The organism is Klebsiella sp. 141240 (genome assembly GCF_050600805.1).
GTDB lineage: Bacteria > Pseudomonadota > Gammaproteobacteria > Enterobacterales > Enterobacteriaceae > Klebsiella > Klebsiella aerogenes.
Genome location: NZ_JAQIRK010000003.1, coordinates 345,854 through 372,851 on the forward strand (window position 1 = coordinate 345,854; position 26,998 = coordinate 372,851).

Sequence of the window (26,998 nt, forward strand, 5' to 3'; positions counted from 1 at the left end):
CCACGAATGACCAGCGGACGTCACTATTCTGGAAGTTAAGATGGACATTAAACAGCTGAAATATCTGATCGCGCTCGATCAGACGCGCCATTTCGGCCAGGCCGCGGCGGCCTGCCATATCACCCAACCGACGCTTTCAATGCGCATTCGCAACCTGGAAGACGAACTTAATCTCACGCTGATTCAGCGCGGCCAACGCTTCGAAGGCTTCACCCCTGAAGGGGAACGCATCCTCGCCTGGGCGCGGGCGCTACTGGCTGCGCACGACGGCCTGGCGGCTGAAGCGGCGATTTGTCGCGGCCAGATGGTGGGCCAGTTACGCGTAGGCATGGTGCCGTTAGCCAGCCTGAACCCGATGCAATTGATCAAACCGCTGGCGGAAAAATACCCAGAACTGCAGTTCAGTCTGCTGTCGATGACCTCTGAGCAAATTATTGACGGCGTCAGCCGTAACCAGCTCGATCTTGGCATCTGCTATTTGCACCACGTCGATAGCGAATTATTTAACGTCACCTGGCTGCCGAAAACGCGAATGGGCCTGCTGCATGACAGTCGCCATTTCCAGTTTGACGCAGGCATACCCGAGTGGGAGACATTAGCGGGGCTACCGCTCGGTTTCCTTACCAAGGGAATGTATTATCGTGAATCGATCGAAATGAGCTTCAAAGCCAAAGGGCTAACGCCGAAATATGTCTTTGAAAGCGATTCGACATTTCAGATAATCCAGGCGGTACAGGCCGGGATCTGTTGCGCCATCATGCCGCTCAATAACGGCCTGGAAGCGCTGAGCGACAATCTGGCGATTATTCCCATCGCGGAAACCGAAGTAGATTCCACGCTTGCGCTCATCATGCGCAATCAGGAGCCGGTGTCGTCGCTGGCGGAAAAATGTTTCGCCGATGCGCAGATGATTTTTGGCGAAACGCCGCACACTTAATCGGCGGCAAAATGTTGTTGCATGAAATCGAGCCAGACGCGAGATCGGGCGGCAGGCCTGTTCAGCAAGGATGGCGAAACCCACGCCAGCGACGGCGGCATGAAGGGCGATCTCTCCGCTATTCACCCGAAAGTGGGCCTGGACGTTCACTTTTTTAAACACGTTCCGTGCGGTGATGAATTGCCAGGCTTGCCCCTTCAGCGCGCTGACGGTGGTGATACAGGGAAGCGAGGCAAGCTGCTCGCAACGTACTGGTTGGCCGTATTTTTCTAACAGAGAAGGTGCTGCGACAACACAGCAGGGAAATGTCGCTAACGGCCTGGCGATATAGCTGGCATCATCCATCTTGCCACGAACGATGGCGACGGCAATGTCAATATCCTCTTTAAGCGCGTCGGCTCCGGCAAGGCTGACCACACAGCTTACTTCAATGTTGGGATAACGCATGGCGAACTGCGCCAGCAAGGGGCCAAAAATCGTCGGTCCTATCTCGTTGGGCAGACATAAGCGCAACAGTCCTTCAGGATCGGCCTGCTGTTGACTGCAAGGAGGTTTCATGTCATTCAGTACCGCGCTTGCTTTTATGCTCTGCTCACTGTGGCTGGCCGATGGCGAGATGAGTCGGCAGGCGTCTACTGGCTTGATTGCATTTAGCGGAGTTAGCGCCTTGCTGCTGCCATGTTTACTGCGCTATCAAGAAAAAATACTCGTACGCAACGCCGCCGAACGGGCGCCCGGCGGCGTTAGTGAGGTTTAAATATTCTCCAGGCGAATTCCCCGGGTTCTTGGCCCAAACACGCCTACCGACAACATGACCATCAACATACTGGCGACGATAAAGCTAATTACTCCCGGGGTACCGGCATATTGCAGGATCACACCAATCATAATACTGGTGACCGCGGTAGACAGACGGCTAAAGGAGTAGCAAAAACCTACCGCCCGAGCGCGGATGTGGGTCGGGAACACTTCGGCCTGATACGCGTGATAGCTGATAGTGAGCCAGGCATTAGACCAGGTGATCATAAAGCCGCAGATAACCAGCAGTACTGGGTTATTTTGTAAAGCGAACAGTGTGCCGAAGATCACCGTCATCAGCGCTGACAGGACAATTTGCCATTTGTTTTCAAAACGATGGACAAAACGAGTGCAGAACAGGCAACCAAGCGGATAGGCAAGGGTGATAAAGAAGGCGTACAGCAGGCTGTGGGTAATGCTGGCGCCCTGGCCGGAAAGCAGCGCGGGCAGCCAGTTACCGAAACCAAAGAAGCCGATGGCCTGGAAAAAGTTCATCACCATTAACATGAGGGTACGTTGCCGGTAATGCGGCGCCCAAATTTCTTTAAAATTACCGCGCTGCGGCGCCGCTACCGCCGACGTAGCAGGGCGTCGGGAAGGCGATAAACCGCAGCGCTGTTCCATTTCACACATCACCCGGTGCGCGTCATCGTGGCGGCCTTTGCTTTCCAGCCAGCGGGCGGATTCCGGCAGCTTTTTACGGATGACCCAAATGACCAATGAACACAGGGCGCCAAGAATAATCACCCAACGCCAGCCGCTCAGGCCGAGGATGGTCATTGGCACCAGTAGCCAGGACATCAGCGCGACCGTCGGGACCGAGAGAAACTGAATAAAGAAGGCGTAGGCGAAGGCTTTATTACGTAAATGCGTCGGCATCCACTCGCTGAGATAAGTATCAATTGTTACCAGTTCAATCCCCAGGCCGACCCCGACCAGGAAACGAAAGAAAATGACCCCTTCAGCGCTATTTTGTAGCGCCATAATCAGCGAAAAGATGCCATACCATGCCAGCGCGAACATAAAGGTCAGGCGGCGTCCGAGCCTGTCAGCGAGCGGCGCGAGCAGACTGGCGCCGATAAACAACCCCATAAAGGTCGAGGAAGCGAAGGCTGCCTGATCGGCAATACCGAATACCCCGTCTTTTCCGGTATGAAAAATATTCTCGGCGAGCAGGCCAGTGCTGATATAACCGGTCTGGAACAGGTCGTAGAGTTCGAAAAAACCGCCTAATGCCAGCAGGGTGATAAAAGACCAAAGACCGGGCGAAGAGGGCAAAGCGTCGATACGCGCGGTTAAGCTGTCGGGATGTTGTCCTGGCGGGCTAAAGGAGGCCTCGCCGAGAACCTGGGTGGTAGACATATTATTATTTTCCTCAGGAGAAATGTTTGCCTGCTAATGTTAATTGGTTGTTAATGGTTTTAAATTTTTAATTGTTAGCGGCATCACGATTTAACAGTCAGAAATCATGCTTAATGCGTTTATGGATGGCGAATATGCTGGTTTTTTGCCTGGAGTCACGGCGGAATTGAAGTAAACGACCGGCGATAGAAATCAGAATAAGTGAAATGGTATCGTTGGCGAATATCACCTACATTTGCAGCGTGTACTCTGTGCATTTAAAGGAAAAGATCATGTTAAAGCGTCAGGTAGTGAAAGCGACATTGGCTATGGTGCTGTCGCTAACAATGGCCGCGGCACCGGCGCTTGCTAATCCCGGAAACGGTAATGGCAACGGTGGTCATGGTAATAGCGGCAACCATGGTAATAGTGGTAATAACGGCAACCATGGAGACAAAGGCAACAATGGCCATAGCGCCAGCCAAAGCGATAACGCCGCAGGCAAGGGACAGCGTAAGAACTACGGCAAACCGGATCACGTCAACAGTGATATCAGCTATACCACTGCTCGCGCGCTGGCGGTGAACTATGGTTTAACCGGCTATCAGGCGCTGCCTCCGGGGATTGCGAAAAATCTTGCACGAGGAAAACCATTACCTCCGGGCATCGCTAAAAAAGCGGTGCCCGCCTCGATGCTCAACCAATTACCTTATTATCCTGGCTATGAGTGGCGGGTCGTCGGTGACGATCTGGTACTGATTGCGCTGAGTACCGCTGTGGTCACCGCGATTATTAATAGCGTATTTGATTAAACCTGAAGCCCCCGGCGTTGCCGGGGGACTGGAGTGTCGTTATTCCTGATACAGCGCCAAAGCCTTTATTGACTTGGCAGAGGCAATATTACTGAGTTGCGCTTGAAAATCGTCATTGATAGTTGAGTGTAAATTACCAGCAAGGGTGTCTGCCGATTGCACATTCCAGCCGGTGCCCAGCAGGTTCAACGATTCGTGCTTGTTCTTATAATATTCACTATCAATATTAAGTGCGGTGCCTTTAATCCCAAGGCAAGCGCCTACCAGATGGTGATGAAAACGGGTACTAATCATCTCCCCATCAGCCTGAACCGGGATACCTCCATGCCAGACATGCGAGAAAGGATAAAACTCAATATCAGGGATGGCCTTCTGCAGTTCGACAAATGCCGTGTTGTCGGCGCCTGGAATAGCTTCTATATAACCTATTTTCTTGCCGCATTGATGCTGTTGCTGAAGGTAATCGGCAACCTGGGAAACAAGTTTTTGAAATATATCGTCTTCAGAGAGTTCATTCTGAATGCAGCATAAAATATCCGGCAGATCGGGGCTATCGTTTTTGTATACCACATCCAGGTCATAACCCAGGAACACATCGTCCTGAGTATTTTCAACCGCAAATCGACTGGCAGTAGCAGGATCGCGAACGGAAAAGTAATCAAAAGAGGTTATCGCATCGTTAAAAATTTCAGCGGCAAGGAACTCTTCGTGCGGGTAAATGCTGATGCCGGTAGCAATCGTTTTAGCATGAGAGACCTGTTTTAACGCCTGGCAAGCGAACAGGATGGCATAATTTTCCTTCCAGTTGGCATTGATATAGCCGCCGCCGAGAATGTGAACAATATCAGCCGAGCGTAAAATATCGATATTCAGGTCAATATCAGGAGAACCATAATCCTTAATAAGACTGGCGGTTTTATGATTTATATCCTTAAGATCGTTGACGGAACGCCAGCATATTTTCCACAGAGTATTAATGGCTTTGAAATTTGGGTGATATTTCATAAACAACGATTGCACGTTACCCGGTTCAGGGGTATCAAGCCAAACTTCATACTGTGGATAATTTTTATAAAGGAAAGATAGCCAGGTGGCGGTGATTAATTCATCGCCATAATTTGGTCTTCCGGAACATGAAACCAAATAAACTCTCTTGCTCATACCGTTTCCTTTATGTAGTTGTGTAAATTTGCTTAAATTATGATGGTATTTCGTACAGATAAATAAATAATGCGAATATTTAAGATGTTAATATAAATAATGTTTATCGTATAGGTATGTAGTCTGATTTGGTGATGTGGGTGGCACAATGTTCACAATGACTGCAGCATGCTGGCGGCCGGGCGCGTGAGGCGTCGGCTGAATGCGCGCTGTGCCCCCTCCAACGAGAGGCTTTGAACGAACTCGAATCTAAACCAAACCTCACTGACGGGCTTGCGGCACTTTACTCCTTGCTAGTCACGTCTATACTAAGCACAACTTTACACTGGAGAGATATGTTGGACAGTCACCCTTATTTAAACATCAAGGCAAACTGACGCTATCTACTCTGCGCTGTTTGCCAACCGGCAGGCAGCAATCCTTTCCCGCCCCTGATTGCCTCCTGAGAACTGGAATTCGCTTTTTTGCGAGGTAATTCACCATGCTATTATTTTTCTACGCGCTGTTCCCTCCGCCTTTGACGCGGTAATACACGCTCACACAGGCCCTTAAGGCTATCTCACTGCGGTTTAGCAAACTACGTAGGGATATTTACTGCGCGGAATTGGTGAGTGTGAAAAAAATAATATCTAGCTATGCATGATTTATTTATGCAGGGACAACCACATCTAAATTTGGGGATGAATCATGACTGACATGAAATTAGAAAACCGGAATACCAACCGGTCTGCGTCAGAAAATGATAAGCAGCATAAAAAGTGCTTTGCGATTGAAACGGAGGCCTTTAATAGCCCGGATCACACGCTGGCGCGTTTAAATAGCAGTCGGCAGGGGCTGACGACCGCCGATGCGCTGGAGCGGCTGGAAGACTATGGCCGTAACGAAGTGGCACGAGAAACCGCGCCGCCGTTTTTTATTCAATTACTGCAGGCATTTAATAACCCGTTTATTTACGTGCTGATGGCGCTGGCGGCGGTCAGTTTTATTACCGATTACTGGCTACCGCTGCGTAACGGTGAAGAGACCGATCTTACCGGCGTCATTATTATCCTGACGATGGTAAGTTTGAGCGGTTTATTACGCTTCTGGCAGGAGTTCAGGACCAACAAAGCCGCGCAGGCGCTGAAATCCATGGTCCGTACCACCGCAACGGTACTGCGCCGCGGGCCGGGCAATATTGGCCCCAGCCAGGAGGAAATACCCATAGAAGAGCTGGTGCCGGGAGATATTATATTTCTTGCCGCAGGCGATCTGGTGCCGGCAGATGTTCGTCTGCTGGAATCACGGGACCTCTTTGTCAGTCAGTCTATTCTTAGCGGTGAATCACTACCGGTAGAAAAATATGATCTCATGGCCAGCGTGTCGGGTAAATGCAGCGATCGTTTACCGACGCCGGATAAAAATAACAGTCTGTTAGAGATGGGTAATATCTGTCTGATGGGGACGAACGTTACCAGCGGTAGAGCGCAGGCGGTAGTGGTGGCGACCGGCGACCGAACCTGGTTTGGCTCACTGGCAAAATCGATCGTCGGCACCCGTACGCAGACCGCATTCGATCGCGGCGTGAATAGCGTCAGCTGGTTGTTAATTCGCTTCATGCTGATCATGGTACCGATCGTGTTGTTGATTAACGGCTTCAGTAAAGGTGATTGGGTGGAAGCCTCGCTTTTCGCCCTGGCGGTGGCGGTCGGTTTAACGCCGGAAATGTTACCCATGATCGTCAGTTCGAATCTGGCGAAGGGCGCGATCGCCATGTCGCGACGCAAAGTGATCGTTAAGCGTCTCAATGCCATTCAAAACTTCGGCGCAATGGATGTGCTGTGTACGGATAAAACCGGCACTCTGACCCAGGATAATATCATCCTTGAGCATCATCTCGACGTCGGCGGCGCGGAAAGCAATCGGGTATTAATGCTGGCGTGGCTGAATAGCAGCAGCCAAAGCGGGGCGCGCAATCTGATGGATAGAGCCGTGCTTCGTTATGGAGAAGGACGGCTGGCGCCGACGGAAAAAGAGCGCTTTGTGAAGCTCGATGAACTGCCGTTCGATTTTGTTCGCCGCCGCGTATCGGTCTCGGTGGAAGATAGCCGCTATGGCGATAAGAGCCTGATTTGCAAAGGGGCGGTTGAAGAGATGCTCGAAGCCGCGACCCATATCCGTGAGGGCGACAAGGTCGTTGAACTGGACGCGCTGCGCCGGGAACTACTGCTGACGAAAACCGAAGATTATAACGCTCAGGGCTTCCGGGTATTGCTGGTCGCTACCCGCAAGCTGGATGATGCCGCGATAAGCGTACCGCTCACTGCCGCCGACGAACAGGGGCTCACTGTCGAAGGCATGTTGACGTTCCTCGACCCGCCGAAGGAAAGCGCGGGCAAAGCCATTACCGCACTGCGTGATAACGGTGTCGCGGTTAAGGTGCTTACCGGTGATAACCCGGTCGTAACGGCGCGGATTTGTCTTGAAGTGGGTATTGATGCGCACGACATTCTCACCGGCCAACAGGTTGAGTCAATGACTGACCGTCAGCTTCAGCAGGAGGTGGAGAAACGCGCGGTGTTCGCCAAACTGACGCCGCTGCAGAAGTCGCGCATTCTGCAGATGCTACAGAAAAATGGCCATACCGTTGGTTTTCTGGGCGATGGCATTAACGATGCCCCGGCGCTGCGCGATGCCGATGTGGGTATTTCCGTCGATAGCGCGGCGGATATCGCGAAGGAGTCATCGGATATTATTCTGCTGGAAAAAGACCTGATGGTGCTGGAAGAGGGCGTTATTAAAGGACGTGAGACCTTTGGCAACATTATTAAATACCTGAACATGACCGCCAGCTCCAACTTCGGCAACGTGTTTTCGGTGTTAGTCGCCAGCGCCTTTATCCCGTTCCTGCCGATGCTGGCTATTCATCTGCTGATCCAGAATCTGATGTACGACATCTCACAGCTGTCGCTGCCGTGGGACAAAATGGATAAGGAGTTTTTGCGTAAACCGCGCAAGTGGGATGCGAAGAACATTGGCCGCTTTATGCTGTGGATTGGCCCCACATCGTCGATATTCGATATCACCACCTTTGCTCTGATGTGGTACGTCTTCGCCGCCAATCATGTGGAGGCGCAGGCGCTGTTCCAGTCCGGCTGGTTTATCGAAGGGCTGCTGTCGCAGACGCTGGTGGTGCATATGTTGAGGACGCAGAAAATACCGTTCATCCAAAGCCGCGCGACGCTCCCTGTATTGCTCACCACCGCCGCTATTATGGCCATCGGCATTTATATCCCATTCTCGCCGCTTGGCGCCATGGTGGGGCTTGAGCCGCTGCCGCTAAGTTATTTCCCGTGGTTGGTTGCCACGCTGCTGAGCTACTGCCTGGTGGCGCAGGGTATGAAACGTTTCTATATCAAGCGCTTCGGCCAGTGGTTCTGATGACAAAAAGGAGGATGACGATGAATCGTTCACCGGAGGATCTCATCGCCTGGATGTTTTTACTGGCCGGTTTGCTGGTACTGGCGCTGGCGATACGGCAAATTTTTGAATAGCGGAGGGGACTATGCGCAAAACGTCGTTAGACCCAATCTTTATCCAGGCTGTGTTGATGATGGTGGTGATAGTCTTACTCACCGTCTGGATTAGGTAGTTTAAGGCCCGGGGCATTATTGCTCCGGGCATGATGTAACGTCCCTGCGGTATTCGCTCTGGCGCCTGCAACATGGCAAACGACACTTCCCACGACGATTAGCTCAATAATGGTAGAGCTTCGAGCATATTCTTCAGGTTTAAGGCATCCCAGGGCAAGTGTTCGGCGACGGTGAGCCCCACCGGTTTGGCCTGCACGGCGGCCTTGTGGATAAGGTTAACCACTTCGTCAATTGTTAGTTTCCCTTCTGCGACGTCGCCAAAATCGTGTACGCCGCGCCCCGGTCGGGCAAACAGCACCGCGCGAAACAGGGCCGGGTCGAGGACATCCAGATCGAGGTGGACGGCAAGGTACTCAATACCTTCCCGCGCAATCCACTCGTCTATTGCTTGAGGATGTTGGCGTAGTTCTGCCGGGCTCAAGGTCGTAATACCGTGTTCGCTGATAAACTGCCTTTCAACATCCAGCGGGCTATGGATCCCGGCAATAAGGGCTTTGCCAGGCGATAATGGCTTTCTGACCACCTGGGTTAGTTCCACGTCGCCATTGCCCATTAACGCCCCAAGAACGTGGGCATGGGCATGTGGGTACTGCTGGGGCGTCATGACGTCAGGGTGAGAATCAATCCATAACACCCCCAATTTATCGCCATATTTTTCCGCAAGCCAGGCAAAAGGAGCCAGAGAGACCAGGCAATCGCCCCCTAAGGTGACGATGGTCTCTGGCTGATTTCGCGTGATTTTGTCTTGTGCCTCAAGCAACTGTTCAACGATCGCCCGGCGGCCGACAATACCTTCTTCATTTGCGAGTTCAGCGTCTGTGGGTTCAGGTACGCTGATTTCCAGAACGACGCCTTGCGCTGGGGGCGCCAGCCAGGCCAGTAGCTGCGAACCGAAAAAGTAGGGCGGATTGTTACCGCCTTGCCACTGCGGGAAAAGTAAACGCAGACTGGCTTGGGTATTTGGCATCATGGTTCTCCTCATATTTATCATAGTAAATGAACGAACGTTCATTCATTTATAATGAAGCGCACTGTCGGTGATGGCAAGTAAAATGGTTATTTACCCTAACATTAGGTTGCTAGCCAAAAAGCGGTTGAAGCAGGTAGAATTGCCCATCGCCGGAGGTAGTTGAAATGTTAAATAATTCAGAAACGTACCATAAGCTGATTGTCGCCGCGGCGGCGTGCTTTGCCGAAAAAGGATTTAATGGAACCAGCGTGCGCGAAATTGCACTGCGCGCAGGTATTAGCCTCGGCGCGATGTACACCTACTTCAAAGGCAAAGATGAACTCATTGAGGCGATTATCCTTGAAGAGCAAAAATCGGCATTAGCTAAGCATCAGGAGCGCTTCGAAGGTTCCCATTTTGCGCAGATTTGCGCCTTAGCCGTTTCCTGTATAGAAGAAGTGGGGTATCCCTCTTCGCATCAGCTGTGGGTGGAAATTATTGCGGAATCGGCAAGAAAGCCGGCGCTGCGGCAGATTTTCGTCAAAAGCGACAGGGTTATGCGCGACGGAATGGCACAGATTATTGCTCAAGGAATTGCCGCAGGCGAGCTCAGCCCACACGTTAACGTCGAAGAAGCAACGCTCACCATCTTTGCGTTCATCGATGGCCTGATTGGCCGTAAAGCGATGAATCCCGCATTTAGCGTGGCTACGGATCTGCCGCATTTTGACAACGTCATGGCGGCCATTCTCGATAAAAATAGCGCCAGTGAATCGCATGCCACAGTACGCTGATTTCTGTTTTAGCGCCGTGATGGCCCAACGGGCGGCAAAAGAAAATCTCACCCTTGATGCCGACCAGCTCGCGTTGGTCGCCAACTTGCAAACGCTGAGCCAGCAGTTATTCCGGCAGCAAACGGCAATACAAGGATTGTACGTCTGGGGGCGAACCGGGCGCGGGAAGAGCTTTATTCTCGATAGTTTCTTTGCCAGCTTGCCGCTGCGTGAAAAGCGGCGGGTGCATTTTCATCACTTTTTCCGCGAGCTCCATCAGCGGCTGAACGCCCCTTCGGCGCCGCGATTGCCGCAAGTCGTCGCGCAAATGACCGACAACTGTCGTCTGCTCTGTTTTGATGAGTTTCATCTTCATGACCCGGCTGATGCGATGTTGATAAAGGTGCTACTGGAGCATTTGTTCGCGCGAAATATCGTCTTATTAGCGACTTCCAATTATCCGCCCGACCGTTTGCTGGCGAATCCGCTTTATCACGAACGCTTTTTGCCTTCCATTAACCTCATTAAACACCATATGAGGGTAACGGCGCTAAACGGCGAACAGGATTATCGCGAGCGACATACCTCGCTGGAGAATGATTTCTGCCGGGGGAAGCTGCTGGAACAGCCAACTCTCAGCACCCGCGCGGCGCTCGGATTGCCGGATATTGCCCAGCAGGCGCAGACTCTGGAGGTGGGTTACCGGACCTTGCAAACGGCATCGCAAGGCAGCGCTTTTTTACATTTCACTTTCGACCAGCTCTGCCTTGCGCCTACCTCGGTCATGGATTACCTGACGCTATGTGAGCAGCATAAGAACTGGCTCGTCGAGAATGTTCCACCGTTGGGGCGAGTTAGCCCTGCGGCGCAGCAGCGTTTTATCAACGTGGTGGATATCTTGTATGAAAAGCAGTGCCGCTTAATATTAATTACCGATTGCGGGCTGGAAACACTGGTGGCGGATGTGGAGCTGGATGATATTCAACGCACCTTTAGTCGGTTACAGCAGCTCGCGCGGGAAGCATAAAAAAAGCGCCTCTCGATAATGAGCGGCGCTTTAACCGAGTAACCTGCCGCTGGTTATTCACCGGCGGGCAGGGGAATTACAGATCGAAGCGGTCCAGATTCATCACTTTCGTCCACGCGGCAACGAAATCCGTGACGAATTTCTGTTGCGCATCGGCGCAGGCATAGACTTCGGCCAACGCGCGCAGGACCGAGTTAGAACCGAACACCAGATCGACGCGAGTGGCGGTATATTTCTCTTCGCCGCTCTTACGGTCGCGACCGGTAAACAGCTCCGCCTGATCATCAGCGGCTTTCCAGACCGTGCCCATATCCAGCAGGTTGACGAAGAAATCAGTGCTGAGGACGCCGACGCGATCGGTGAAGACGCCATGTTGGCTGCCATCGAAGTTAGCGCCCAACACGCGCAGGCCGCCGACCAGCGCCGTCATTTCCGGCGCCGTCAGGGTGAGCTGCTGCGCCTTATCGATCAGCAGCGTTTCCGTCGACACTCCGCCTTCGATGCGACGGTAATTACGGAAACCGTCGGCCAGCGGCTGCAGCAGATCCATTGCTTCAACATCGGTCTGATCCTGGCGCGCATCAACGCGACCCGGCGCGAATGGCACGTTTACGCGAACGCCGGCAGCGGCAGCGGCTTGCTCAACTCCCACGACGCCCGCCAGAACAATGATATCCGCCAACGAAGCTTTACCGGATGCTTTCTGGATTGCCTGTAGCGTTGGCAGCACTTTGCTGGCAATGGCATTTACCGGCCATTCTCTCTGTGGCAGCAGGGCCAGACGCGCGCCGTTAGCGCCGCCGCGCTTGTCACCGCCGCGGAAGGTTGAGGCGGAAGCCCAGGCAACGGAGACCAGTTCGCTAACCGACAGGCCTGAATCCGCAATGGCCGTTTTCAATGTGGCGATATCGGAGGCGGTTGGGTTATGTGTCGGTGCCGGTAATGGATCCTGCCAAATCAGATCTTCTTTTGGCACTTCCGGGCCGAGATAACGGGATTTTGGCCCCATATCACGGTGAATCAGCTTAAACCAGGCACGTGCGAAGGCTTCGTTGAAGGCCTGCGGATCGTTCAGGAAACGGCGTGAGATTTTGCCGAATTCCGGGTCGAAGCGCAGCGTCAGGTCCGTTACCAGCATCGTCGGTTTACGTTTTTTATTCGGATCAAACGGATCGGGAATAATCTCCGGCGCATCTTTCGCTTCAAACTGAATTGCGCCCGCCGGGCTGCGCGTCTGCACCCATTCATATTTGAACAGGTTCTCGAAGAAGTAGTTGCTCCATTGGGTCGGGGTTTGCGTCCATACCACTTCCAGACCCGAAGTGATAGCGTCCGCGCCTACACCGCTGCCGTAAGTACTGCTCCAGCCGAGACCCTGAGATTCCAGCGGGGCGGCTTCTGGTTCTGGGCCAACGTGGCTTGCCGGTGCGGCGCCGTGCGTTTTACCCAGCGTATGCCCGCCGGCGATCAGCGCGACGATTTCTTCATCGTCCATCGCCATATTGCCGAAGGTGGCACGAATGGCTGCCGCGGCGGAAAGCGGATCGCCGCTGGCGTTAGGGCCTTCCGGGTTGACATAGATCAGACCCATTTCGGTGGCGCCCAGCGCTTGTTTTTCCAGGCTTTCCGGGTGGCGGTGCTTCAACCACTCTTTTTCATCGCCCCAGTCAACGTCGAGGTCTGGTTCCCACACGTCTTCGCGGCCTGCGCCGAAACCGAAGGTACGGAAGCCGGCGTTTTCTAATGCGACGTTACCCGCCAGTATATACAGGTCGGCCCAGGAAATTTTCTGACCGTATTTTTGTTTTACCGGCCACAGCAGGCGACGGGCTTTATCAAGGCTGACGTTATCCGGCCAGGAGTTAAGCGGAGCGAAACGCTGCTGCCCGCGACCCGCGCCGCCGCGGCCATCAACGGTACGGTAGGTCCCCGCGCCGTGCCACGCCATGCGAATAAACAGGCCAATGTAGCTACCCCAATCGGCGGGCCACCACTCCTGGGAGTCGGTCAGCAGTGCGCGAAGGTCGGCTTTTAATGCGGAGTAGTCGAGCTTTTTAAACTCTTCCCGATAGTTGAAGTTTTCACCCAGCGGGTTAGAACGGTTGGAGTGCTGATTCAGCAGGTCAACACGAAGTTGGTTGGGCCACCAATCACGGTTAGCGGTACCGCTGCCGGCGCTTTGCTTCGGCGTCTCGGCGTGGAAAGGGCATTTCCCTGCGGATGGGTTGTTAGTGGGATCATTTGACGTGCTCATATCAGGCTCCGTTTGCTTTTGTGAATGCCATTACGATATACACTGCTACCAATAAGCGATATTTGAATGAGTCTACGGATTTAATAGCTTTTACCGTTCAACAAACATAAATAAAACCAGCGTTTTATTGTGTGTAATCGGCGAAATTCAAAACCACACCTTTAAACATAGTCGTAACGCAGCGGTAAAGGAAACGTTATGATGCGTTAACCGCTACGGATCGCTAATTGTTTGAGATATGACAATTTTACTGCGATGAAAGGATTAGCGTTGCCAGTCAAGCGGCGTGCCGAAAACGCCGGTAAACCCAAACGGTCGGGAAGGGCGAAATGGTTGTCGACCGAACGGGAATAAGCTAATACTTAGACACCATGTGACTGGCGCTAAAGACAGAATACTGTTGGGGAGCATGGTCAAGTACGCCGCGCGCCTGGGCATTACCCCTATCTGGAGATAAGTTATGCCTGAATTAGCTTCATTATCGGCTTTTGCCGCGGTGGCGTTGGGGTTGGTGTTAACGCCTGGCCCCAACATGATGTACCTCACTTCACGGTCGATTTGCCAGGGAAAACGCGCCGGCTTTATATCTCTTGCTGGCGTTGCGGTGGGATTTTTCTGTTATATGCTGTGCGCCGCTTTTGGCATAACCGCGCTGGTTTTCGCCGTACCCTATGCCTACGATGCGTTGCGAATTTGCGGAGTGGCTTATTTACTCTATTTAGCGTGGCAGGCGATTAAACCCGGCGGGCGGCCGATTTTCGCGGTACGCGACTTACCGGCAGATAGCGGGCGTAAGCTGTTTCTGATGGGCTTTCTTACCAGCCTGGCGAATCCTAAAGTGGCTATTATGTATTTGTCTTTGCTGCCGCAGTTTATCACCCCCGGACTCGGCAGCGTGCTGAGTCAGTCGCTCATACTAGGCTGCACCCAGGCGCTAATAAGCGTGGCGGTAAACGGACTTATTATTATGCTGGCCGGACAGGTGGCGCTTTTTCTTGGGCGGCGGCCGGGCTGGCAACAATTTCAACGTTGGCTGATGGCGACGGTACTTGCCGGAATGGCCGTGAAAATAGCTTTTGAGGCCAGAAAATAACCGTTGCTGGCAAACCCCGCATGCTTATGCCTTTCTCAACCGGAGAAAGGCATCTCACGTTCTAACATACTGATACATTTCTGCCAGTTCATTAGCAACCTTTCTGTAGGGCTAATGCGTCAATAAAGCTATTCTTCCCCGCCTTTATTTTTTGTGCTTTCCAGTGACGCAGGTAAATTGCCGCCAATGCCCCTATTGAGAGATGAGATCCGCGACCACTCGGCAGAAGAGATGCTGTTTATCCGCCGCGCCGTTATTGCTTTCCTGTTGGTGGTGGTTTGCTTTGGCGTGTTGATTTTCAATCTCTACCATCTCCAGGTAGAGCAGCACGATTTTTATCAGACTCGTTCCAATCAAAACGACATTAAAATGCTGCCGATCGCGCCAAGCCGGGGGCTGATTTTCGACCGCAACGGTATTCCGCTGGTGCAAAATATCACCCTGTATCGCCTGCAGGTGATCCCCAGCAAGATTGCCGATATGTCGGCGCTGCTTCAGGCGTTAAGCCCGATTGTCGACCTGACGGCGGATGATATCGCCAGTTTCCGCGACGATATGCACCACAATAGCCGCTATAAAGAAGTGACGCTGAAATCCGATCTTACCGATGTGGAAGTGGCGCGCTTCGCGGTCAACGAATTCCGTTTTCCAGGCGTCACCGTCGAGAGCTACCAGCAGCGAAGTTATCCCTATGGCGCGGAACTGGCGCACGTTGTCGGTTACGTTTCGAAAATTAACGATAACGATTTGCAACGGCTGGCGAAAAACGGCGAAGCAGAAAACTACGCGGCCGATCGCAATATCGGTAAACAGGGGATTGAAGGCTATTACGAAAAAGAACTACACGGCACCACTGGTTATCAGGAAGTCGAGGTAGACAATCATGGCCGCGTTGTTCGCCTGTTGAAAGAAGTCCCGCCGGTCGCCGGCAAAAATATCTATCTGACGCTCGACCTGCATTTGCAGCAGTATATTGAGTCGGTCCTGAAGGGCCAGCGCGCCGCGGTCGTGGCCGTCGACCCGCGCGACGGCGGCGTACTGGCAATGGTCTCCAGCCCCAGCTATGACCCTAATCCCTTCGTTAAGGGGATTGGCTACCAGGCTTACAAATCGCTGCTCGATAACCAGGATCGCCCGCTGATTAACCGCGTCACTCAGGGCTTGTATCCCCCGGCTTCCACGGTCAAGCCGTATATGGCGCTCTCAGCACTTTCCGCCGGGGTGATTACGCCAAATACCACCTTCTTTGGCGCGCCGACCTGGACGCTACCGGGTACTCAGCGCCGCTATCGCGACTGGTTAAAAACGGGACATGGTATGTTGAATGTGACCAAAGCGATTGAAGAGTCGGCGGATACCTTCTTCTACCAGGTCGCTTTTGAGATGGGCATCGACCGTATACACGAGTGGTTGAGCAAGTTTGGTTACGGACAATCGACCGGCATCGATCTCAATGAAGAATACGCCGGGGTTTTGCCGAGCCGCGAATGGAAACAGCGGGTCCATAAAAAACCGTGGTATCAGGGCGATACGATTTCCGTCGGTATCGGCCAGGGCTACTGGATCGCCACTCCTATTCAAATGGTGAAAGCGCTGACCACCCTAATCAACAACGGCAAGGTACAAAACCCGCATCTTTTGTATTCAATGAAGCAGGGGAATAAGGTCGAACGCTTCCAGCAGCCGGCCAATTTACCGCAGGTCGGCGACCCGAAATCGCCATACTGGGGGATTGTCCGCAATGGTATGTATGGGATGGCGAACCTGCCGAACGGAACGGGATATAAGCTGTTCCATACCGCGCCGTACCAGATTGCGGCGAAATCGGGGACCTCGCAGGTATTTAGCCTGAAGGAGAATCAAACCTACAATGCCAAAATGATCCCGGTGCGTCTGCGCGACCATATTTTTTATACCCTGTTTGCGCCGTATCAGCATCCGAAAGTGGCGATGGCGCTCATTCTCGAAAATGGCGGCGGCGATGGCGTTGTCGCTGGCCCGACGGCGCGCGCGATTCTCGACCATATCTTCGACCCGGCGAATGCGCCAGCTGCGGATAGCGCGCAAAGCAACGTTCCGCAGGTCGAAAGCGCTGATGCGCAGTAACGACCTTAAGTGGTGGAAGTCGTCGGCGCGCTATATAAGATTTGCCAACTACGGCGACGGCGAGTTATCTCACGCCATAGCGCGATGACCTCGCCCAACTGCAGCTCGTTAACGTCCTGCGGCGTGGCTAACGGTAGATGATAGCGCTGGCGCAGGGCGGCGAGCGCGGTTGCGCTGGCGTCCCGCGCCTGACCGTTCTGCTCAGCCAGTTGGTGTTGTAACTGGCTGAACTCGGCTTGCCCACACAGCGTTAACTGGCGGAGAAAGATTTTACAGCAGCGTAGTAGATTACTGATAGAACGATCTGGCGACTGCAGCGCCAGCAGCAGGCCATCGCGATCGGCGATCCGCTGAAAACGGCAGCTCACCACGTAGCCAATCTGCTGTTCGACCCGCAGACGCTGGAAGAATTGCGGCTCGCAAAGTAGCGCCAGCAGTTGCAGCGCGGCCAGCGATGCCCCCTCAGGCAATGGAATAAAAACCAGTAGCGCGCTATCAGAGCTGGCATGAGGAATACGCTGAATACCGCGGTTACAGCCCGCCGAAGAGTGAAGTTCGGCGTTGACCGGGGCGTTGAGCAGCGTCAACTGACGGGCAACCTGCTGCGCCAGATTGCCGCTGCCGCCCACCATCGCCGCCAGCCAACCCTCTTGCGCCGGGGTGTTAGTCAGATGTTCAGGTAATTGTTGCAGTAGCTGGCGAATCGCAACGGTTTCAGACGCGAATGTCGTCCCCGGCGCGGGTTGAGATAATCGGCGCATGAGCGCGGTGACGACGCGCTCCGCTACGCCGTCGGATTCAGGTAGCTGTAGAGTAAGCTGCCAGTTGCCGTCCACCGTTTGCCACTCGCCGCTGCCGCCTGTATGGCGAAGTTGCGCGAGCAAGGGACGGATCTGCTGGCTTATCGCCATCCCTTGCGCCTGGCTAAGCACGCTATAGAAAGGTTTGCGAACGATCAGCGTTGGCGTTTGATTATCTGCAATGACGTGCAACAGCGGGCTGGTCGTTGGCGGCAGGTCAGATGTAACAATGGTCGCCGCCTGCGGATAAAAGCTAAATGCCAGCGGATCAATCACGACTGTCCGTGGCTGCCAGCGGCTGAGCGGTAAGGTAAAGCCCTGGGTTGCCACGCCATCGCCAGCCGCTATTTTGCGGCAAACCAGCGAAGAGGCAGGTGCAGACAGCAAGCTGGCGCAGAAGCCAGCAAAATCGACGGGCGGGGAATCGGGCGCAAAACCCAATGCCCGCTGGCGGAGCTGTTCGAGCGGGGTCAGTGCGTCAAAACGCCGCTGCGCCAGCCTGTAATAGTGCATCTGCTGTTCAGGCGAGGTGTGCCGCAATGCCTGCAGCCATTGCTCGACATGCTGATAGATGGCGTCGGGATGGTCGCTGCTAAATACCAGCGCCAGCCAGCCGACGCGTTCATCCTGATAAAGCCAGTTCAACGCGATATCGTCCGCGAGCCCGCATTCACGCAGCCCGGCCAGCAGGCTGCCGGGCGCTTCATCCAGTAAGAATTCGCGAAAAGTAGTGACGTTGTCACTTATATCGATCAGCGGACAACGCCATACCGCCGGTTTGTCTTCAACGGCCAGTTGAAAATCCACATTATTGCTAAAATACGCAGACGACGGGCTTTCCGGCGGCAGGCCGCCAGGGAACCCCGCGGCAAAAAAATGGGCCAATTCGGCTAATTCATCAAGCGACTGCGGCCCCTGAAGCCATAGCTGCAGATGGCTGGCGACATAATAGCGCTGATGAAACTCGCCGAGCGCGCTCCGCAACGCAGGCAAGTTTCCGCCCAGCGAATCCATGCTGCCGACCTGAAAACGGCGAAAAGCCGTGGGCGCCGCCATCGCGTGACGGGCCGCGGCTTCACGGCGGGAGGGATCGTGCTGCTGGATAAGCCGATTTTCCGCATCGATGACCGCCAGTTCCTGACGGATATCTTCAGGCGACAGCAGCGGCGCCTGGAGCGTATCCCGTAGACGGGTGATGCCCTCGGCCAGACTATTGGGGGCGACCTCGAAGAAATAGGCGCTGTGGCGGGCAAGGGTGGTGGCGTTGATGCTGCCGCCCTGGCGTTGGATCCACGCCATTAATCGCTCATCATCGTGATAGCGCTGGCTGCCGCGAAACAGCAAATGTTCCAGTAAATGGGCCAGCCCCGGCAGGGCATCGGTTTCGTGATGGCTTCCGGCGCCCACCTTAACCAACGCCGCCGCACGCGTCGTCTGCGGCTGATGAATCAGCGTTGCGCGCATGCCGCCTGCCAGTTCCACGATGCGGGTGGCGGTGGTCATCACAATTCCCGGGTTTTATAAATCAGCTGTGAACGGGTGCGGTTGCGGAACTGCAGCTGGCTGATTTTTATGTCGCTGCAGGCCGCTTCGCGCCGCGCTTCGAGGATTTTATGGTGGTGCGGCGATTTGCTGCACACCGGGTCAGCGTTATCGGCATTGCCGGTTAGCATAAAGGCCTGACAGCGGCAACCGCCGAAATCTTTCTCTTTTTCATCACAGGAACGGCACGGCTCCGGCATCCATTCAAATCCGCGGTAGCGGTTGAAGCCAAATGAGTCATACCAGATCGATTCCAGACTCTGTTCCAGCACCGACGGGAACTCGACCGGTAACTGGCGAGCGCTGTGGCACGGCAGTGCGGTGCCTTCCGGGGTTACGCTGAGGAATATCGAGCCCCAGCCGCCCATACAGCCTTTGGGTCGTTCTTCGTAGTAGTCCGGGGTGACAAAAAGCAGATTGGTCAGATTACCGTTAGCCGCCATTTTGTGTCGGTAATCAGCAACGACCTGTTCAGCACGGGCGATCTGTTCGCGGGTCGGCAGTAACCCTTGACGATTGAGGAACGCCCAGCCGTAAAACTGGCAGGTGGCGAGCTCAACGTCATCCGCTTCCAGCTCGATACACAGCTCGATGATTTTATCGATCTGGTCGATGTTGTGGCGATGCAGGACAAAGTTCAGCACCATCGGGTAGTCGCGTGCTTTTACCGCTTTCGCCATCGCCAGCTTCTGCTGGAACGCTTTTTTGTTGCCCGCCAGCGCCGCGTTAAGCACTTCATCGCTGGCCTGGAAGCTAATCTGGATATGATCCAGCCCGGCCTCGCTGAAGGCGTCGAGTTTGCTCTCGGTGAGCCCAATGCCTGACGTAATCAGATTGGTGTAAAAACCGAGGTCGCGCGCGGCGCGAATCAGCTCCGGCAGATCTTTACGCGTCAGCGGTTCGCCGCCGGAGAACCCCATCTGCACGCTACCCATGGCCCGCGCCTGGCGAAAGACCTCAATCCACTGTTCGGTGGTGAGTTCTTTCTCCTGCTGAGCAAAGTCCAGCGGGTTAGAGCAGTAGGGGCACTGCAACGGACAGCGATAGGTCAGCTCCGCCAGTAGCCACAGCGGCGGATTAACGGCGGGTTTATTCTGGCTCACGGAAGATAATCCACTTCTGTTGGTAAGCTATCTGCAGGAATTCGATGACGTCGTCATCGACGCCGCCGGCTTCCGGGAAACGGGCGTTGAGTTCGGCGATTATTTTTGACGCGTCGCGTTGACCATCGACCAGTTCGAGGATCGCGGCGGCGGTCTCATTCAGTTTCGCCATTCCTTCCGGATAGAGGATCACGTGGCTATCCTGAGCAGCTTCCCACTGCAGGCGGTAGCCGCGACGAAAGGCGATGATTGCGCTTTTTTGCATAGTTATACCAGTCGGGTCGTGTGCCAGGCCGCCTTGTCGGTGACCGTATGATAGGGCGGGCGCTGCAACGCGTAGGCCATGGTCATGGCATCCAGCATCGACCACAGAATGTCGAGCTTAAACTGCAGGATCTCCAGCATCCGGTTCTGCTTTTCCGCGCTATCGCAGTAGATCTTCGCCAGCTCCAGCCCATGTTCGACGTCGCGATTGGCCTGGCTTAAGCGGCTGCGGAAGTAGAAATAGCCTTCTTCTTTGATCCATGGATAGTGCTGCGGCCAGCTGTCGAGGCGCGACTGATGAATTTGCGGGGCAAACAGTTCGGTCAGCGAACTGCACGCCGCTTCCTGCCAGTTGGCCCTGCGGGCAAAATTGACGTAGGCGTCGACGGCAAAACGCACCCCGGGCAGCACGTGGCGCTCGCTGAGTAACTCATCACGGCTTAGCCCCACGGCTTCACCCAACTGCAGCCAGGCTTCAATACCGCCTTCCTGGCCGTGACTGCCATCGTGGTCGAGGATCCGCTGTACCCATTTGCGTCGGGTGTGTGGATCGGGGCAGTTTGCCATAATCGCCGCGTCTTTTAGCGGGATATTGGTCTGGTAGTAAAAACGGTTCGCCACCCAGCCCTGGATTTGTTCGCGGCTGGCCTCGCCGTTATGCATCGCAATATGGTACGGATGATGGATATGGTAGTAGGCGCCTTTTTCCCGTAGCGCTTGTTCAAACGCTTGTGGCGATAGGGTTTCGCGTATCTGCATAGTTAGTCCTGAAGCGTGATAGGCATCCCGTCCCAGCTCACTTCAATTCCCTGTTGCGTCAGGGCCTTGCGCTGCGGCGATTGCTCGTTAAGGATAGGATTCGTGTTATTGATATGAATCAGAATTTTGCGCTTTGCCGGGAGTGAGGCCAGCAACGCCATCATGCCGTGTTCATCGCCAAGCGCCAGGTGGCCCATATCACGACCGGTATTGCGCCCGACGCCGGCAGCCTGCAGTTCATCATCCTGCCAGACGGTACCGTCAATTAGCAGGCAGTCCGCTTTTTTCAGCCACGGCAGGAGCGCTTCGTCCGGTTCGCCAAGCCCTGGCGCATAGAACAGCGTCTGGCCGTTACGGCGGTTTTCGATAAACAGCGCCACGTTATGGCCCGGCAGCGGGCGATCGCGAAACGGCGAGTAGGGCGGCGCATTGCTGGCGATGGGGACGGCGGTAAACTGCAGGTCGGGACAGGCGTCAACGGTAAAACTATCCAGCGGGGTGACAGGATGGTGAATCAGGCCGCCGTTCCAGTGCCGTAACATAGTAAAAATGGGAAAACCCGTGCTGAGATCCTCATGTACCTCCGGCGTGCACCAGACCTGATGGGGACACCCTTCGCGCAGGCTCAGCAGCCCGGTTGTATGGTCAATCTGGCTATCGGTAAGGATAATGCCGCCAATATGCGTGCCGCGCAGAACGCCTTGTTTATTTAACTCTGGCGTATGGGCAATCTGCTGGCTGATATCGGGAGAGGCGTTACACAGCACCCACTCTTTACCGTTATCACTCACGATAATGGAAGATTGAGTACGGGCGGTGGCCTGAATCGTGCCATTGCGCAGACCCTGACAGTTGGCGCAGTTACAATTCCACTGGGGAAAGCCTCCGCCAGCGGCGGAACCGAGGACTTTTATAAACATGAAGACGGACCAGATAAAAAAACAAAATGCCCGCACGGACGGCGGGCGGAGCGATTAGCGGTTGGAAATGTACAGCGTAACTTCCAGACCCAGACGTAAATCAATAAAAGCAGGTTTCTTCCACATTGTTTTTTCCTCTATAAAAATGCGACATCAACATCGTCGGTTGTGTCGGTTTTGTGATGGCAATCAAATATTGCCCCTCAGGGGGATAAAGGTCAACCGGCAACATGTAAGTATTTAACCTTATGTTTACAATATAACCTATTGTTGCCAAACATTTTTTAATACGCTTTGCCAGTTACCCCACAGCAGTTTATCCAGCACCAATTGTTCATAACCGCTATCGCGCAATGCGTTGATTAGCCGTGGTAAACCGCTGACGTCGCCCAATTCGTCCGGTAGCGTAATGCCGTCAAAATCGGATCCCAGCGCCACGTGATCGACGCCCATGATGTTAATAAGATAGTCGATATGGTGAACGATGGTACGTAATGGAGTATCGCTGTCGCGTTTGCCGTCGGCGCGCAGGAAGGCGTTGCCAAAATTGACGCCGACCACGCCGCCGCTGTCGCGAATCGCCAGCAGTTGTTCATCGGTAAGATTACGCGGCTGCGGGCATAGCGCATGGGCATTAGAGTGGGTGGCGACCAGCGGAGACGTCGAGTGATGGGCGGTATCCCAGAACGCTTTTTCATTCATATGAGACACGTCAATCTGCAGCTTCAAGGCATTGGCCTGCTTAATCAGAAAGATACCTGCCGCTGTCAGTCCAGGTCCAGTGTCCGGGCTACCGGGAAACGAACCGTTAACGCCGCTGCCGAAGCGGTTTGCAATATTCCAGAACGGACCAATGCTGCGTACCCCGGCGGCATAAAAGGCCTGCAGGTCGCGGCCCTCGCCATCAAAACCCCCGGCGCCCTCAATATGCGCCACCATCGCCAGTACATTATCCTGGCGGCAGCGTTCGATATCCGCCGCGCTCAGACACAATCTCACGCGTCCAGCGGACTGCGCGACAAGTTGCTTCAGAATGGCCAGTTGCTGCCAGAGGATAGCGATCGGATCCCACCGTTGGTTGGCGTGTTGCGGCGCCATACGGGCAATATATTCCTGCGGCGGCACGAATAGCGCGAACAGCCCGCCGGCAAATCCGCCTCGCTGCATGCGCGGATAGTCGAGATGACCGTTCTCAATCCCGGCAAAGAAAGCGGTTGCAGGATCCTCGCGATGGTGAAGCCATAAATTGAGCAGCAGGTCATTGTGACCATCAAAAATCGCCATAGCGCGCTCCATCTGCTGGTTGTACTGGAAATGCCTGACACGGTAACTGATTTGTTCGCTGCGGCAAGCGGAAATTCACAACTTAGCAACAATCGCCAAATCTGGCGTTTGTATCACACTGTATCAATCGGCAATCCACATACATGGCGATGCAAAAACACGATAAATCCCACACATGCTGGATACACAGGCCTGATTAACTGTTCACGTACTTGCTTAACACTTCCAGATAAAAGGTGAAATGAGGATGAACAGATTATCCGCAATCCGTCATGTCAGCGCGGCGGCGCTGTGTCTCTCCGCGCTGTGGTCTGCCAGCGTGTGCGCTGCTGAAGACGCAGGCGCTTTCGACAAGGTGCAACAAATCAACGCCGGCGATTTGAATATCGGTTATGTCGATATGGGGCCACGCGATGGCCAGGCGGTAATTTTGCTGCACGGCTGGCCGTATGATATTCAAAGCTACGCGCAGGTGGCCCCGGCGCTGGCGCAGAAGGGTTACCGGGTCATCGTGCCGTATCTGCGCGGCTACGGCTCCACCCGTTTCCTGTCGGCTAAAACGCCGCGTAACGGTCAGCCATCGGCGATGGCGGCGGATATTGTGCATCTAATGGATGCGCTAAATATTAAGCAAGCGGATTTCGCCGGCTTTGACTGGGGCGCGCGTACAGCGGATATCGTCGCGGCGCTCTGGCCGCAGCGGGTTAAGTCGCTGGTATCGGTGAGCGGATATCTGATTAGCAGCCAGCAAATTGGCGAGAAGCCGTTACCGCCGCAGGCGGAACTGTCGTGGTGGTATCAATTCTACTTTGCCACCCCGCGCGGCGAGGCGGGCTACCGGCAAAATACCCATGACTTTGCTAAATTTATCTGGCATCAGGCTTCGCCGCGGTGGACATTCACGGATGCCACGTTCGCCAATAGCGCGAAAGCGCTGGATAACCCGGATCACGTTGCCGTCACCATCAGCAACTACCGCTGGCGCCTGGGGTTGGAGCAGGGTGAAGCGAAATATGCGGCCTACGAACAGCGACTCGCGAAACTGCCGGCGATTATCGTACCCACGATTACCATCGAGGGGGAAAACAATGGCGCGCCGCATCCGGCGCCGGATAGCTATCGGGCGAAATTCACCGGTAAATATGAGCATCGGGATTTCAAAGGCGCAGTGGGACATAACCCGCCGCAGGAGGCGCCAGCGGAATTTGTTCAGGCGGTTATTGACGCCGATCGCTTATAAGCCTCACCGCGCCGCAAGCGCAGAGTTGCGCTTACGGAGAAGCCGCATATGCTTTTCATGAGCTTATTTTTCCGCAGGAGACGCCTTTGGAACGTATTGACCACATCCTGGTTGTCGATGACGATCGCGATATCCGCGAACTGATCGTGGGTTATCTGGAGAAATCGGGCTATCGCGCCAGCGGCGCAGCTAATGGCAAAGCGATGTGGTCTGTACTTAAAAACCATCAAATCGATCTGATTGTCCTCGATATCATGCTGCCCGGCGACGATGGTTTAACCCTTTGTCGCCAGTTGCGCAATGATGACCAACAGGATATCCCGGTGCTGATGTTGACCGCGCGTAGCGAAGATAGCGACCGTATACTTGGTCTCGAGATGGGGGCCGACGATTATCTGGTGAAACCCTTCGTGGCGCGGGAGCTACTGGCGCGGATCAAAGCCATCTTACGCCGCGCCCGCGCGCTTCCCCCCAATTTACAAATCAGCGAAGCCGGCAGGCTTATCGCTTTTGGCGACTGGCAGCTCGATACCTCGGCGCGGCATCTATTGGACGAGAGTGGCACAATTGTGGCGCTAAGCGGGGCGGAATATCGCCTGCTGCGGGTGTTTCTTGATCATCCTCAACGGGTGCTCAACCGCGATCAGTTGTTGAATCTTACCCAGGGGCGTGATGCCGAACTGTTTGAACGGTCTATCGATCTGTTGGTGAGCCGCCTGCGTCAGCGCCTGCGGGAGGACGCGCGTGAGCCCGCCTATATCAAAACCGTGCGCAGCGAGGGTTACGTGCTGTCAGTGCCGGTGTCGATCCGCGAGGCGCGATAATGAAAGTGTGGCCGGCGTCACTGCAGTCGCGCTTAATGATAATGATTTTCCTCGCTCTGCTGCTCGCGAATGCCCTGACGCTATCGCTTCTGCTCTACGAGCGCATGAGCAGCGCCCGTAGCGTCATGCTGGGCAACCTTGAATACGATGTCGCCACCAGCGTGGCTATCCTTGATCGTCTTCCTGCGCAAGAACGGCCGCATTGGTTGGCGCGTCTGGCGCGCGGTAACTACCGCTATCAGCTTTCTGCCGGACAAACTGGCGATTATCCCACCAGCTGGCGTACCCGCGATGCGGTACGCTCGTTACAGGAAGCCCTGAGCGGTCGCTATCCTGTGAGTATTATCGCCGTCCCTGGACCGCGCGAACATATTCAGGCCCACGTCACCCTGCGCGACGGCGCGCCGCTCAGCATTGACCTGTGGCCAAAGCTGCCGGCCATCGCACGTTGGCTACCGCTGGTGCTGGTCGCGCAGTTTCTGTTACTGCTATTTTGCGCCTGGTACGCCGTCCGCCAGGTGGTCGCACCGATGACCCGCTTTACCCGCGCCATTGATACGCTGCAACCGGCTACTCCGGCTGCAGGGCCGCTGGCCGAGAAGGGACCACAAGAGGTGCAGCGCGCGGCGCGCGCCTTCAACGCGATGCAAAAGCGAATACAGGACCATTTGCAGGAGCGCACGCGGATCCTGGCGGCGGTCTCCCACGATTTGCAGACGCCGATTACCCGTATGAAGCTAAGGGTCGAGATGGCCGAGCAACCGGCACTCCGCGATAAGCTGTTACAGGATCTCGATAGCATGACCCGGCTGGTCCGTGAAGGCATCGCGCTGGCACGATCGGCCGAACCGCTGGCAGAAGCGCCGCAGCGGATGAGTCTCAATGCATTACTGGATAGCATCGCCTGTGATTATGCCGACATCGGTAAAGCGGTCAGTTTTCATGCCGCTAAAGGGGCGGACGTCATGGCGCTTCAGCCGCAGGCGCTGCGGCGAATCATTAGTAATTTAATCGATAATGGGCTGAAATACGCCGAAAAGGTGGAAATCAGCCTGAGTTATTCGCCGAATGGCGATGTTATCATTCACGTTGCTGATGATGGCCCCGGCATCCCGGAAGAAGAGCTCACCGCCGTACTGCAGCCGTTTTATCGGCTCGAGCAGTCACGTAATCGCGATACCGGCGGTACCGGTTTGGGGCTGGCAATCGCCGCCCAGCTCGCCGGACAGATGCAGGGAAGTTTGACCCTGCACAATCTTCAACAGGGCGGTCTTGAGGCGCGGGTACGTCTCAATGCCGCCGCTTTGTATCCTTCTGTATCCATTCCAACTGCAGATAAATCCCTATACTAAACCGCCGTTTCACGGACATATCCGCCA

At 54.6% G+C, this 26,998-nt stretch carries 24 protein-coding genes, 1 pseudogene and 1 riboswitch; of the genes and pseudogenes, 13 read left to right on the plus strand and 12 right to left on the minus strand.

What is annotated here, in order from left to right:
• Nucleotides 1–40 precede the first annotated feature (40 nt).
• Nucleotides 41–937, plus strand: coding sequence for a LysR family transcriptional regulator (locus PGQ95_RS07420; RefSeq protein ID WP_271032566.1), 897 nt, complete (start codon nt 41–43; stop codon nt 935–937).
• Here the strand turns inward: PGQ95_RS07420 and PGQ95_RS07425 are convergent.
• Nucleotides 934–1,561, minus strand: a pseudogene (locus tag PGQ95_RS07425) (substrate binding domain-containing protein); the annotation flags it as partial. The gene PGQ95_RS07420 and the pseudogene PGQ95_RS07425 overlap by 4 nt on opposite strands.
• Here PGQ95_RS07425 and PGQ95_RS07430 point away from each other — a divergent pair.
• Complete coding sequence (locus PGQ95_RS07430) at nt 1,494–1,694, plus strand: hypothetical protein (RefSeq protein ID WP_228302254.1); 201 nt, start codon at nt 1,494–1,496, stop codon at nt 1,692–1,694. The pseudogene PGQ95_RS07425 and the gene PGQ95_RS07430 sit on opposite strands and share 68 nt — an antisense overlap.
• Here the strand turns inward: PGQ95_RS07430 and PGQ95_RS07435 are convergent.
• Entirely contained in the window at nt 1,691–3,097 is a 1,407-nt protein-coding gene (locus PGQ95_RS07435) for an MFS transporter (protein WP_430917524.1), read from the minus strand. The genes PGQ95_RS07430 and PGQ95_RS07435 overlap by 4 nt on opposite strands.
• A 272-nt stretch (nt 3,098–3,369) precedes the next feature.
• Here PGQ95_RS07435 and PGQ95_RS07440 point away from each other — a divergent pair, with 272 nt between their 5' ends.
• On the plus strand, nt 3,370–3,888 hold the full coding sequence (locus PGQ95_RS07440; RefSeq protein WP_087859608.1) for an anti-virulence regulator CigR family protein: 519 nt from the start codon (nt 3,370–3,372) through the stop codon (nt 3,886–3,888).
• A 39-nt stretch (nt 3,889–3,927) separates the two neighbouring features.
• Here the strand turns inward: PGQ95_RS07440 and PGQ95_RS07445 are convergent, their stop codons facing one another.
• Nucleotides 3,928–5,049 (minus strand): polysaccharide pyruvyl transferase family protein, encoded by a 1,122-nt coding sequence (locus PGQ95_RS07445; RefSeq protein WP_113373328.1) that lies wholly within the window; start codon nt 5,047–5,049, stop codon nt 3,928–3,930.
• A gap of 687 nt (nt 5,050–5,736) precedes the next feature.
• Here PGQ95_RS07445 and mgtA point away from each other — a divergent pair.
• The 3 genes from mgtA to mgtU are packed head-to-tail and all read left to right on the plus strand — an operon-like array spanning nt 5,737 to nt 8,680.
• The gene (gene mgtA / locus PGQ95_RS07450; RefSeq protein ID WP_430917526.1) at nt 5,737–8,469 is read left to right on the plus strand and encodes a magnesium-translocating P-type ATPase; all 2,733 of its coding nucleotides are present in this window, start codon (nt 5,737–5,739) and stop codon (nt 8,467–8,469) included.
• A gap of 20 nt (nt 8,470–8,489) precedes the next feature.
• Entirely contained in the window at nt 8,490–8,582 is a 93-nt protein-coding gene (gene mgtR, locus PGQ95_RS07455) for a protein MgtR (protein ID WP_020078726.1), read from the plus strand.
• Between the two features lie 11 nt (nt 8,583–8,593).
• A complete protein-coding gene (mgtU, locus tag PGQ95_RS07460) occupies nt 8,594–8,680 on the plus strand; it encodes a magnesium transporter protection protein MgtU (RefSeq protein ID WP_257880777.1) in 87 nt (28 codons plus the stop codon).
• A 98-nt stretch (nt 8,681–8,778) separates the two neighbouring features.
• Here mgtU and PGQ95_RS07465 read toward each other — a convergent pair whose 3' ends face one another.
• Nucleotides 8,779–9,648 (minus strand): arginase family protein, encoded by an 870-nt coding sequence (locus PGQ95_RS07465; RefSeq protein WP_087859611.1) that lies wholly within the window; start codon nt 9,646–9,648, stop codon nt 8,779–8,781.
• Nucleotides 9,649–9,815: 167 nt separating this feature from the next.
• Here PGQ95_RS07465 and PGQ95_RS07470 point away from each other — a divergent pair, with 167 nt between their 5' ends.
• Together PGQ95_RS07470 and zapE are read left to right on the plus strand one after the other, a co-directional pair.
• Nucleotides 9,816–10,424 (plus strand): TetR/AcrR family transcriptional regulator, encoded by a 609-nt coding sequence (locus PGQ95_RS07470; protein ID WP_087859612.1) that lies wholly within the window; start codon nt 9,816–9,818, stop codon nt 10,422–10,424.
• A complete protein-coding gene (gene zapE / locus PGQ95_RS07475; protein ID WP_213316118.1) occupies nt 10,408–11,430 on the plus strand; it encodes a cell division protein ZapE in 1,023 nt (340 codons plus the stop codon). The genes PGQ95_RS07470 and zapE overlap by 17 nt, the downstream gene beginning before the upstream one ends.
• A 76-nt stretch (nt 11,431–11,506) precedes the next feature.
• Here zapE and katG read toward each other — a convergent pair whose 3' ends face one another.
• The gene (katG, locus tag PGQ95_RS07480) at nt 11,507–13,684 is read right to left on the minus strand and encodes a catalase/peroxidase HPI (RefSeq protein ID WP_430917528.1); all 2,178 of its coding nucleotides are present in this window, start codon (nt 13,682–13,684) and stop codon (nt 11,507–11,509) included.
• Between the two features lie 363 nt (nt 13,685–14,047).
• Nucleotides 14,048–14,127: riboswitch (ZMP/ZTP riboswitch) on the plus strand.
• 17 nt (nt 14,128–14,144) lie between these two features.
• Here katG and PGQ95_RS07485 point away from each other — a divergent pair.
• Complete coding sequence (locus PGQ95_RS07485) at nt 14,145–14,777, plus strand: LysE family translocator (protein ID WP_087859615.1); 633 nt, start codon at nt 14,145–14,147, stop codon at nt 14,775–14,777.
• Nucleotides 14,778–14,963: 186 nt separating this feature from the next.
• A complete protein-coding gene (gene mrdA / locus PGQ95_RS07490; RefSeq protein ID WP_183269073.1) occupies nt 14,964–16,883 on the plus strand; it encodes a penicillin-binding protein 2 in 1,920 nt (639 codons plus the stop codon).
• Nucleotides 16,884–16,888: 5 nt separating this feature from the next.
• On the opposite strand, the gene pqqF is transcribed toward mrdA, so the two are convergent.
• From pqqF to PGQ95_RS07525, 7 genes are all read right to left on the minus strand, one after another.
• Nucleotides 16,889–19,186, minus strand: a complete 2,298-nt coding sequence (gene pqqF, locus PGQ95_RS07495; protein ID WP_430917531.1) for a pyrroloquinoline quinone biosynthesis protein PqqF — start codon at nt 19,184–19,186, stop codon at nt 16,889–16,891.
• On the minus strand, nt 19,186–20,328 hold the full coding sequence (gene pqqE, locus PGQ95_RS07500; RefSeq protein ID WP_430917533.1) for a pyrroloquinoline quinone biosynthesis protein PqqE: 1,143 nt from the start codon (nt 20,326–20,328) through the stop codon (nt 19,186–19,188). Before pqqE ends, pqqF begins: the two co-directional genes overlap by 1 nt.
• Nucleotides 20,315–20,593 (minus strand): pyrroloquinoline quinone biosynthesis peptide chaperone PqqD, encoded by a 279-nt coding sequence (gene pqqD, locus PGQ95_RS07505; RefSeq protein ID WP_430917535.1) that lies wholly within the window; start codon nt 20,591–20,593, stop codon nt 20,315–20,317. The genes pqqE and pqqD overlap by 14 nt, the downstream gene beginning before the upstream one ends.
• A gap of 2 nt (nt 20,594–20,595) precedes the next feature.
• Complete coding sequence (gene pqqC, locus PGQ95_RS07510; protein ID WP_045394234.1) at nt 20,596–21,351, minus strand: pyrroloquinoline-quinone synthase PqqC; 756 nt, start codon at nt 21,349–21,351, stop codon at nt 20,596–20,598.
• 2 nt (nt 21,352–21,353) lie between these two features.
• Complete coding sequence (pqqB, locus tag PGQ95_RS07515) at nt 21,354–22,271, minus strand: pyrroloquinoline quinone biosynthesis protein PqqB (RefSeq protein WP_042897361.1); 918 nt, start codon at nt 22,269–22,271, stop codon at nt 21,354–21,356.
• 54 nt (nt 22,272–22,325) lie between these two features.
• Nucleotides 22,326–22,397, minus strand: a complete 72-nt coding sequence (pqqA, locus tag PGQ95_RS07520; RefSeq protein WP_002905689.1) for a pyrroloquinoline quinone precursor peptide PqqA — start codon at nt 22,395–22,397, stop codon at nt 22,326–22,328.
• 138 nt (nt 22,398–22,535) lie between these two features.
• Entirely contained in the window at nt 22,536–23,555 is a 1,020-nt protein-coding gene (locus tag PGQ95_RS07525; RefSeq protein WP_430917538.1) for a dipeptidase, read from the minus strand.
• Nucleotides 23,556–23,802: 247 nt separating this feature from the next.
• Between PGQ95_RS07525 and PGQ95_RS07530 the strand changes: the two genes are divergently transcribed.
• From PGQ95_RS07530 to PGQ95_RS07540, 3 genes are all read left to right on the plus strand, one after another.
• The gene (locus tag PGQ95_RS07530) at nt 23,803–24,795 is read left to right on the plus strand and encodes an alpha/beta fold hydrolase (protein ID WP_430917540.1); all 993 of its coding nucleotides are present in this window, start codon (nt 23,803–23,805) and stop codon (nt 24,793–24,795) included.
• 86 nt (nt 24,796–24,881) lie between these two features.
• Nucleotides 24,882–25,619 (plus strand): response regulator, encoded by a 738-nt coding sequence (locus PGQ95_RS07535; RefSeq protein WP_213316112.1) that lies wholly within the window; start codon nt 24,882–24,884, stop codon nt 25,617–25,619.
• Nucleotides 25,619–26,971 (plus strand): ATP-binding protein, encoded by a 1,353-nt coding sequence (locus PGQ95_RS07540; protein WP_430917542.1) that lies wholly within the window; start codon nt 25,619–25,621, stop codon nt 26,969–26,971. The genes PGQ95_RS07535 and PGQ95_RS07540 overlap by 1 nt, the downstream gene beginning before the upstream one ends.
• Nucleotides 26,972–26,998: the final 27 nt, after the last annotated feature.

Excerpts from the sequence above, each read along its gene's own strand:
- PGQ95_RS07420 (WP_271032566.1), top strand. The coding sequence starts at position 41 with ATGGACATTAAACAGCTGAAATATCTGATCGCGCTCGATCAGACGCGC.
- PGQ95_RS07430 (WP_228302254.1), top strand. The coding sequence starts at position 1,494 with ATGTCATTCAGTACCGCGCTTGCTTTTATGCTCTGCTCACTGTGGCTG.
- PGQ95_RS07435 (WP_430917524.1), bottom strand. The coding sequence starts at position 3,097 with ATGTCTACCACCCAGGTTCTCGGCGAGGCCTCCTTTAGCCCGCCAGGA.
- PGQ95_RS07440 (WP_087859608.1), top strand. The coding sequence starts at position 3,370 with ATGTTAAAGCGTCAGGTAGTGAAAGCGACATTGGCTATGGTGCTGTCG.
- PGQ95_RS07445 (WP_113373328.1), bottom strand. The coding sequence starts at position 5,049 with ATGAGCAAGAGAGTTTATTTGGTTTCATGTTCCGGAAGACCAAATTAT.
- mgtA (WP_430917526.1), top strand. The coding sequence starts at position 5,737 with ATGACTGACATGAAATTAGAAAACCGGAATACCAACCGGTCTGCGTCA.
- mgtR (WP_020078726.1), top strand. The coding sequence starts at position 8,490 with ATGAATCGTTCACCGGAGGATCTCATCGCCTGGATGTTTTTACTGGCC.
- mgtU (WP_257880777.1), top strand. The coding sequence starts at position 8,594 with ATGCGCAAAACGTCGTTAGACCCAATCTTTATCCAGGCTGTGTTGATG.
- PGQ95_RS07465 (WP_087859611.1), bottom strand. The coding sequence starts at position 9,648 with ATGCCAAATACCCAAGCCAGTCTGCGTTTACTTTTCCCGCAGTGGCAA.
- PGQ95_RS07470 (WP_087859612.1), top strand. The coding sequence starts at position 9,816 with ATGTTAAATAATTCAGAAACGTACCATAAGCTGATTGTCGCCGCGGCG.
- zapE (WP_213316118.1), top strand. The coding sequence starts at position 10,408 with ATGCCACAGTACGCTGATTTCTGTTTTAGCGCCGTGATGGCCCAACGG.
- katG (WP_430917528.1), bottom strand. The coding sequence starts at position 13,684 with ATGAGCACGTCAAATGATCCCACTAACAACCCATCCGCAGGGAAATGC.
- PGQ95_RS07485 (WP_087859615.1), top strand. The coding sequence starts at position 14,145 with ATGCCTGAATTAGCTTCATTATCGGCTTTTGCCGCGGTGGCGTTGGGG.
- mrdA (WP_183269073.1), top strand. The coding sequence starts at position 14,964 with ATGCCCCTATTGAGAGATGAGATCCGCGACCACTCGGCAGAAGAGATG.
- pqqF (WP_430917531.1), bottom strand. The coding sequence starts at position 19,186 with ATGACCACCGCCACCCGCATCGTGGAACTGGCAGGCGGCATGCGCGCA.
- pqqD (WP_430917535.1), bottom strand. The coding sequence starts at position 20,593 with ATGCAAAAAAGCGCAATCATCGCCTTTCGTCGCGGCTACCGCCTGCAG.
- pqqC (WP_045394234.1), bottom strand. The coding sequence starts at position 21,351 with ATGCAGATACGCGAAACCCTATCGCCACAAGCGTTTGAACAAGCGCTA.
- pqqB (WP_042897361.1), bottom strand. The coding sequence starts at position 22,271 with ATGTTTATAAAAGTCCTCGGTTCCGCCGCTGGCGGAGGCTTTCCCCAG.
- PGQ95_RS07525 (WP_430917538.1), bottom strand. The coding sequence starts at position 23,555 with ATGGCGATTTTTGATGGTCACAATGACCTGCTGCTCAATTTATGGCTT.
- PGQ95_RS07530 (WP_430917540.1), top strand. The coding sequence starts at position 23,803 with ATGAACAGATTATCCGCAATCCGTCATGTCAGCGCGGCGGCGCTGTGT.
- PGQ95_RS07540 (WP_430917542.1), top strand. The coding sequence starts at position 25,619 with ATGAAAGTGTGGCCGGCGTCACTGCAGTCGCGCTTAATGATAATGATT.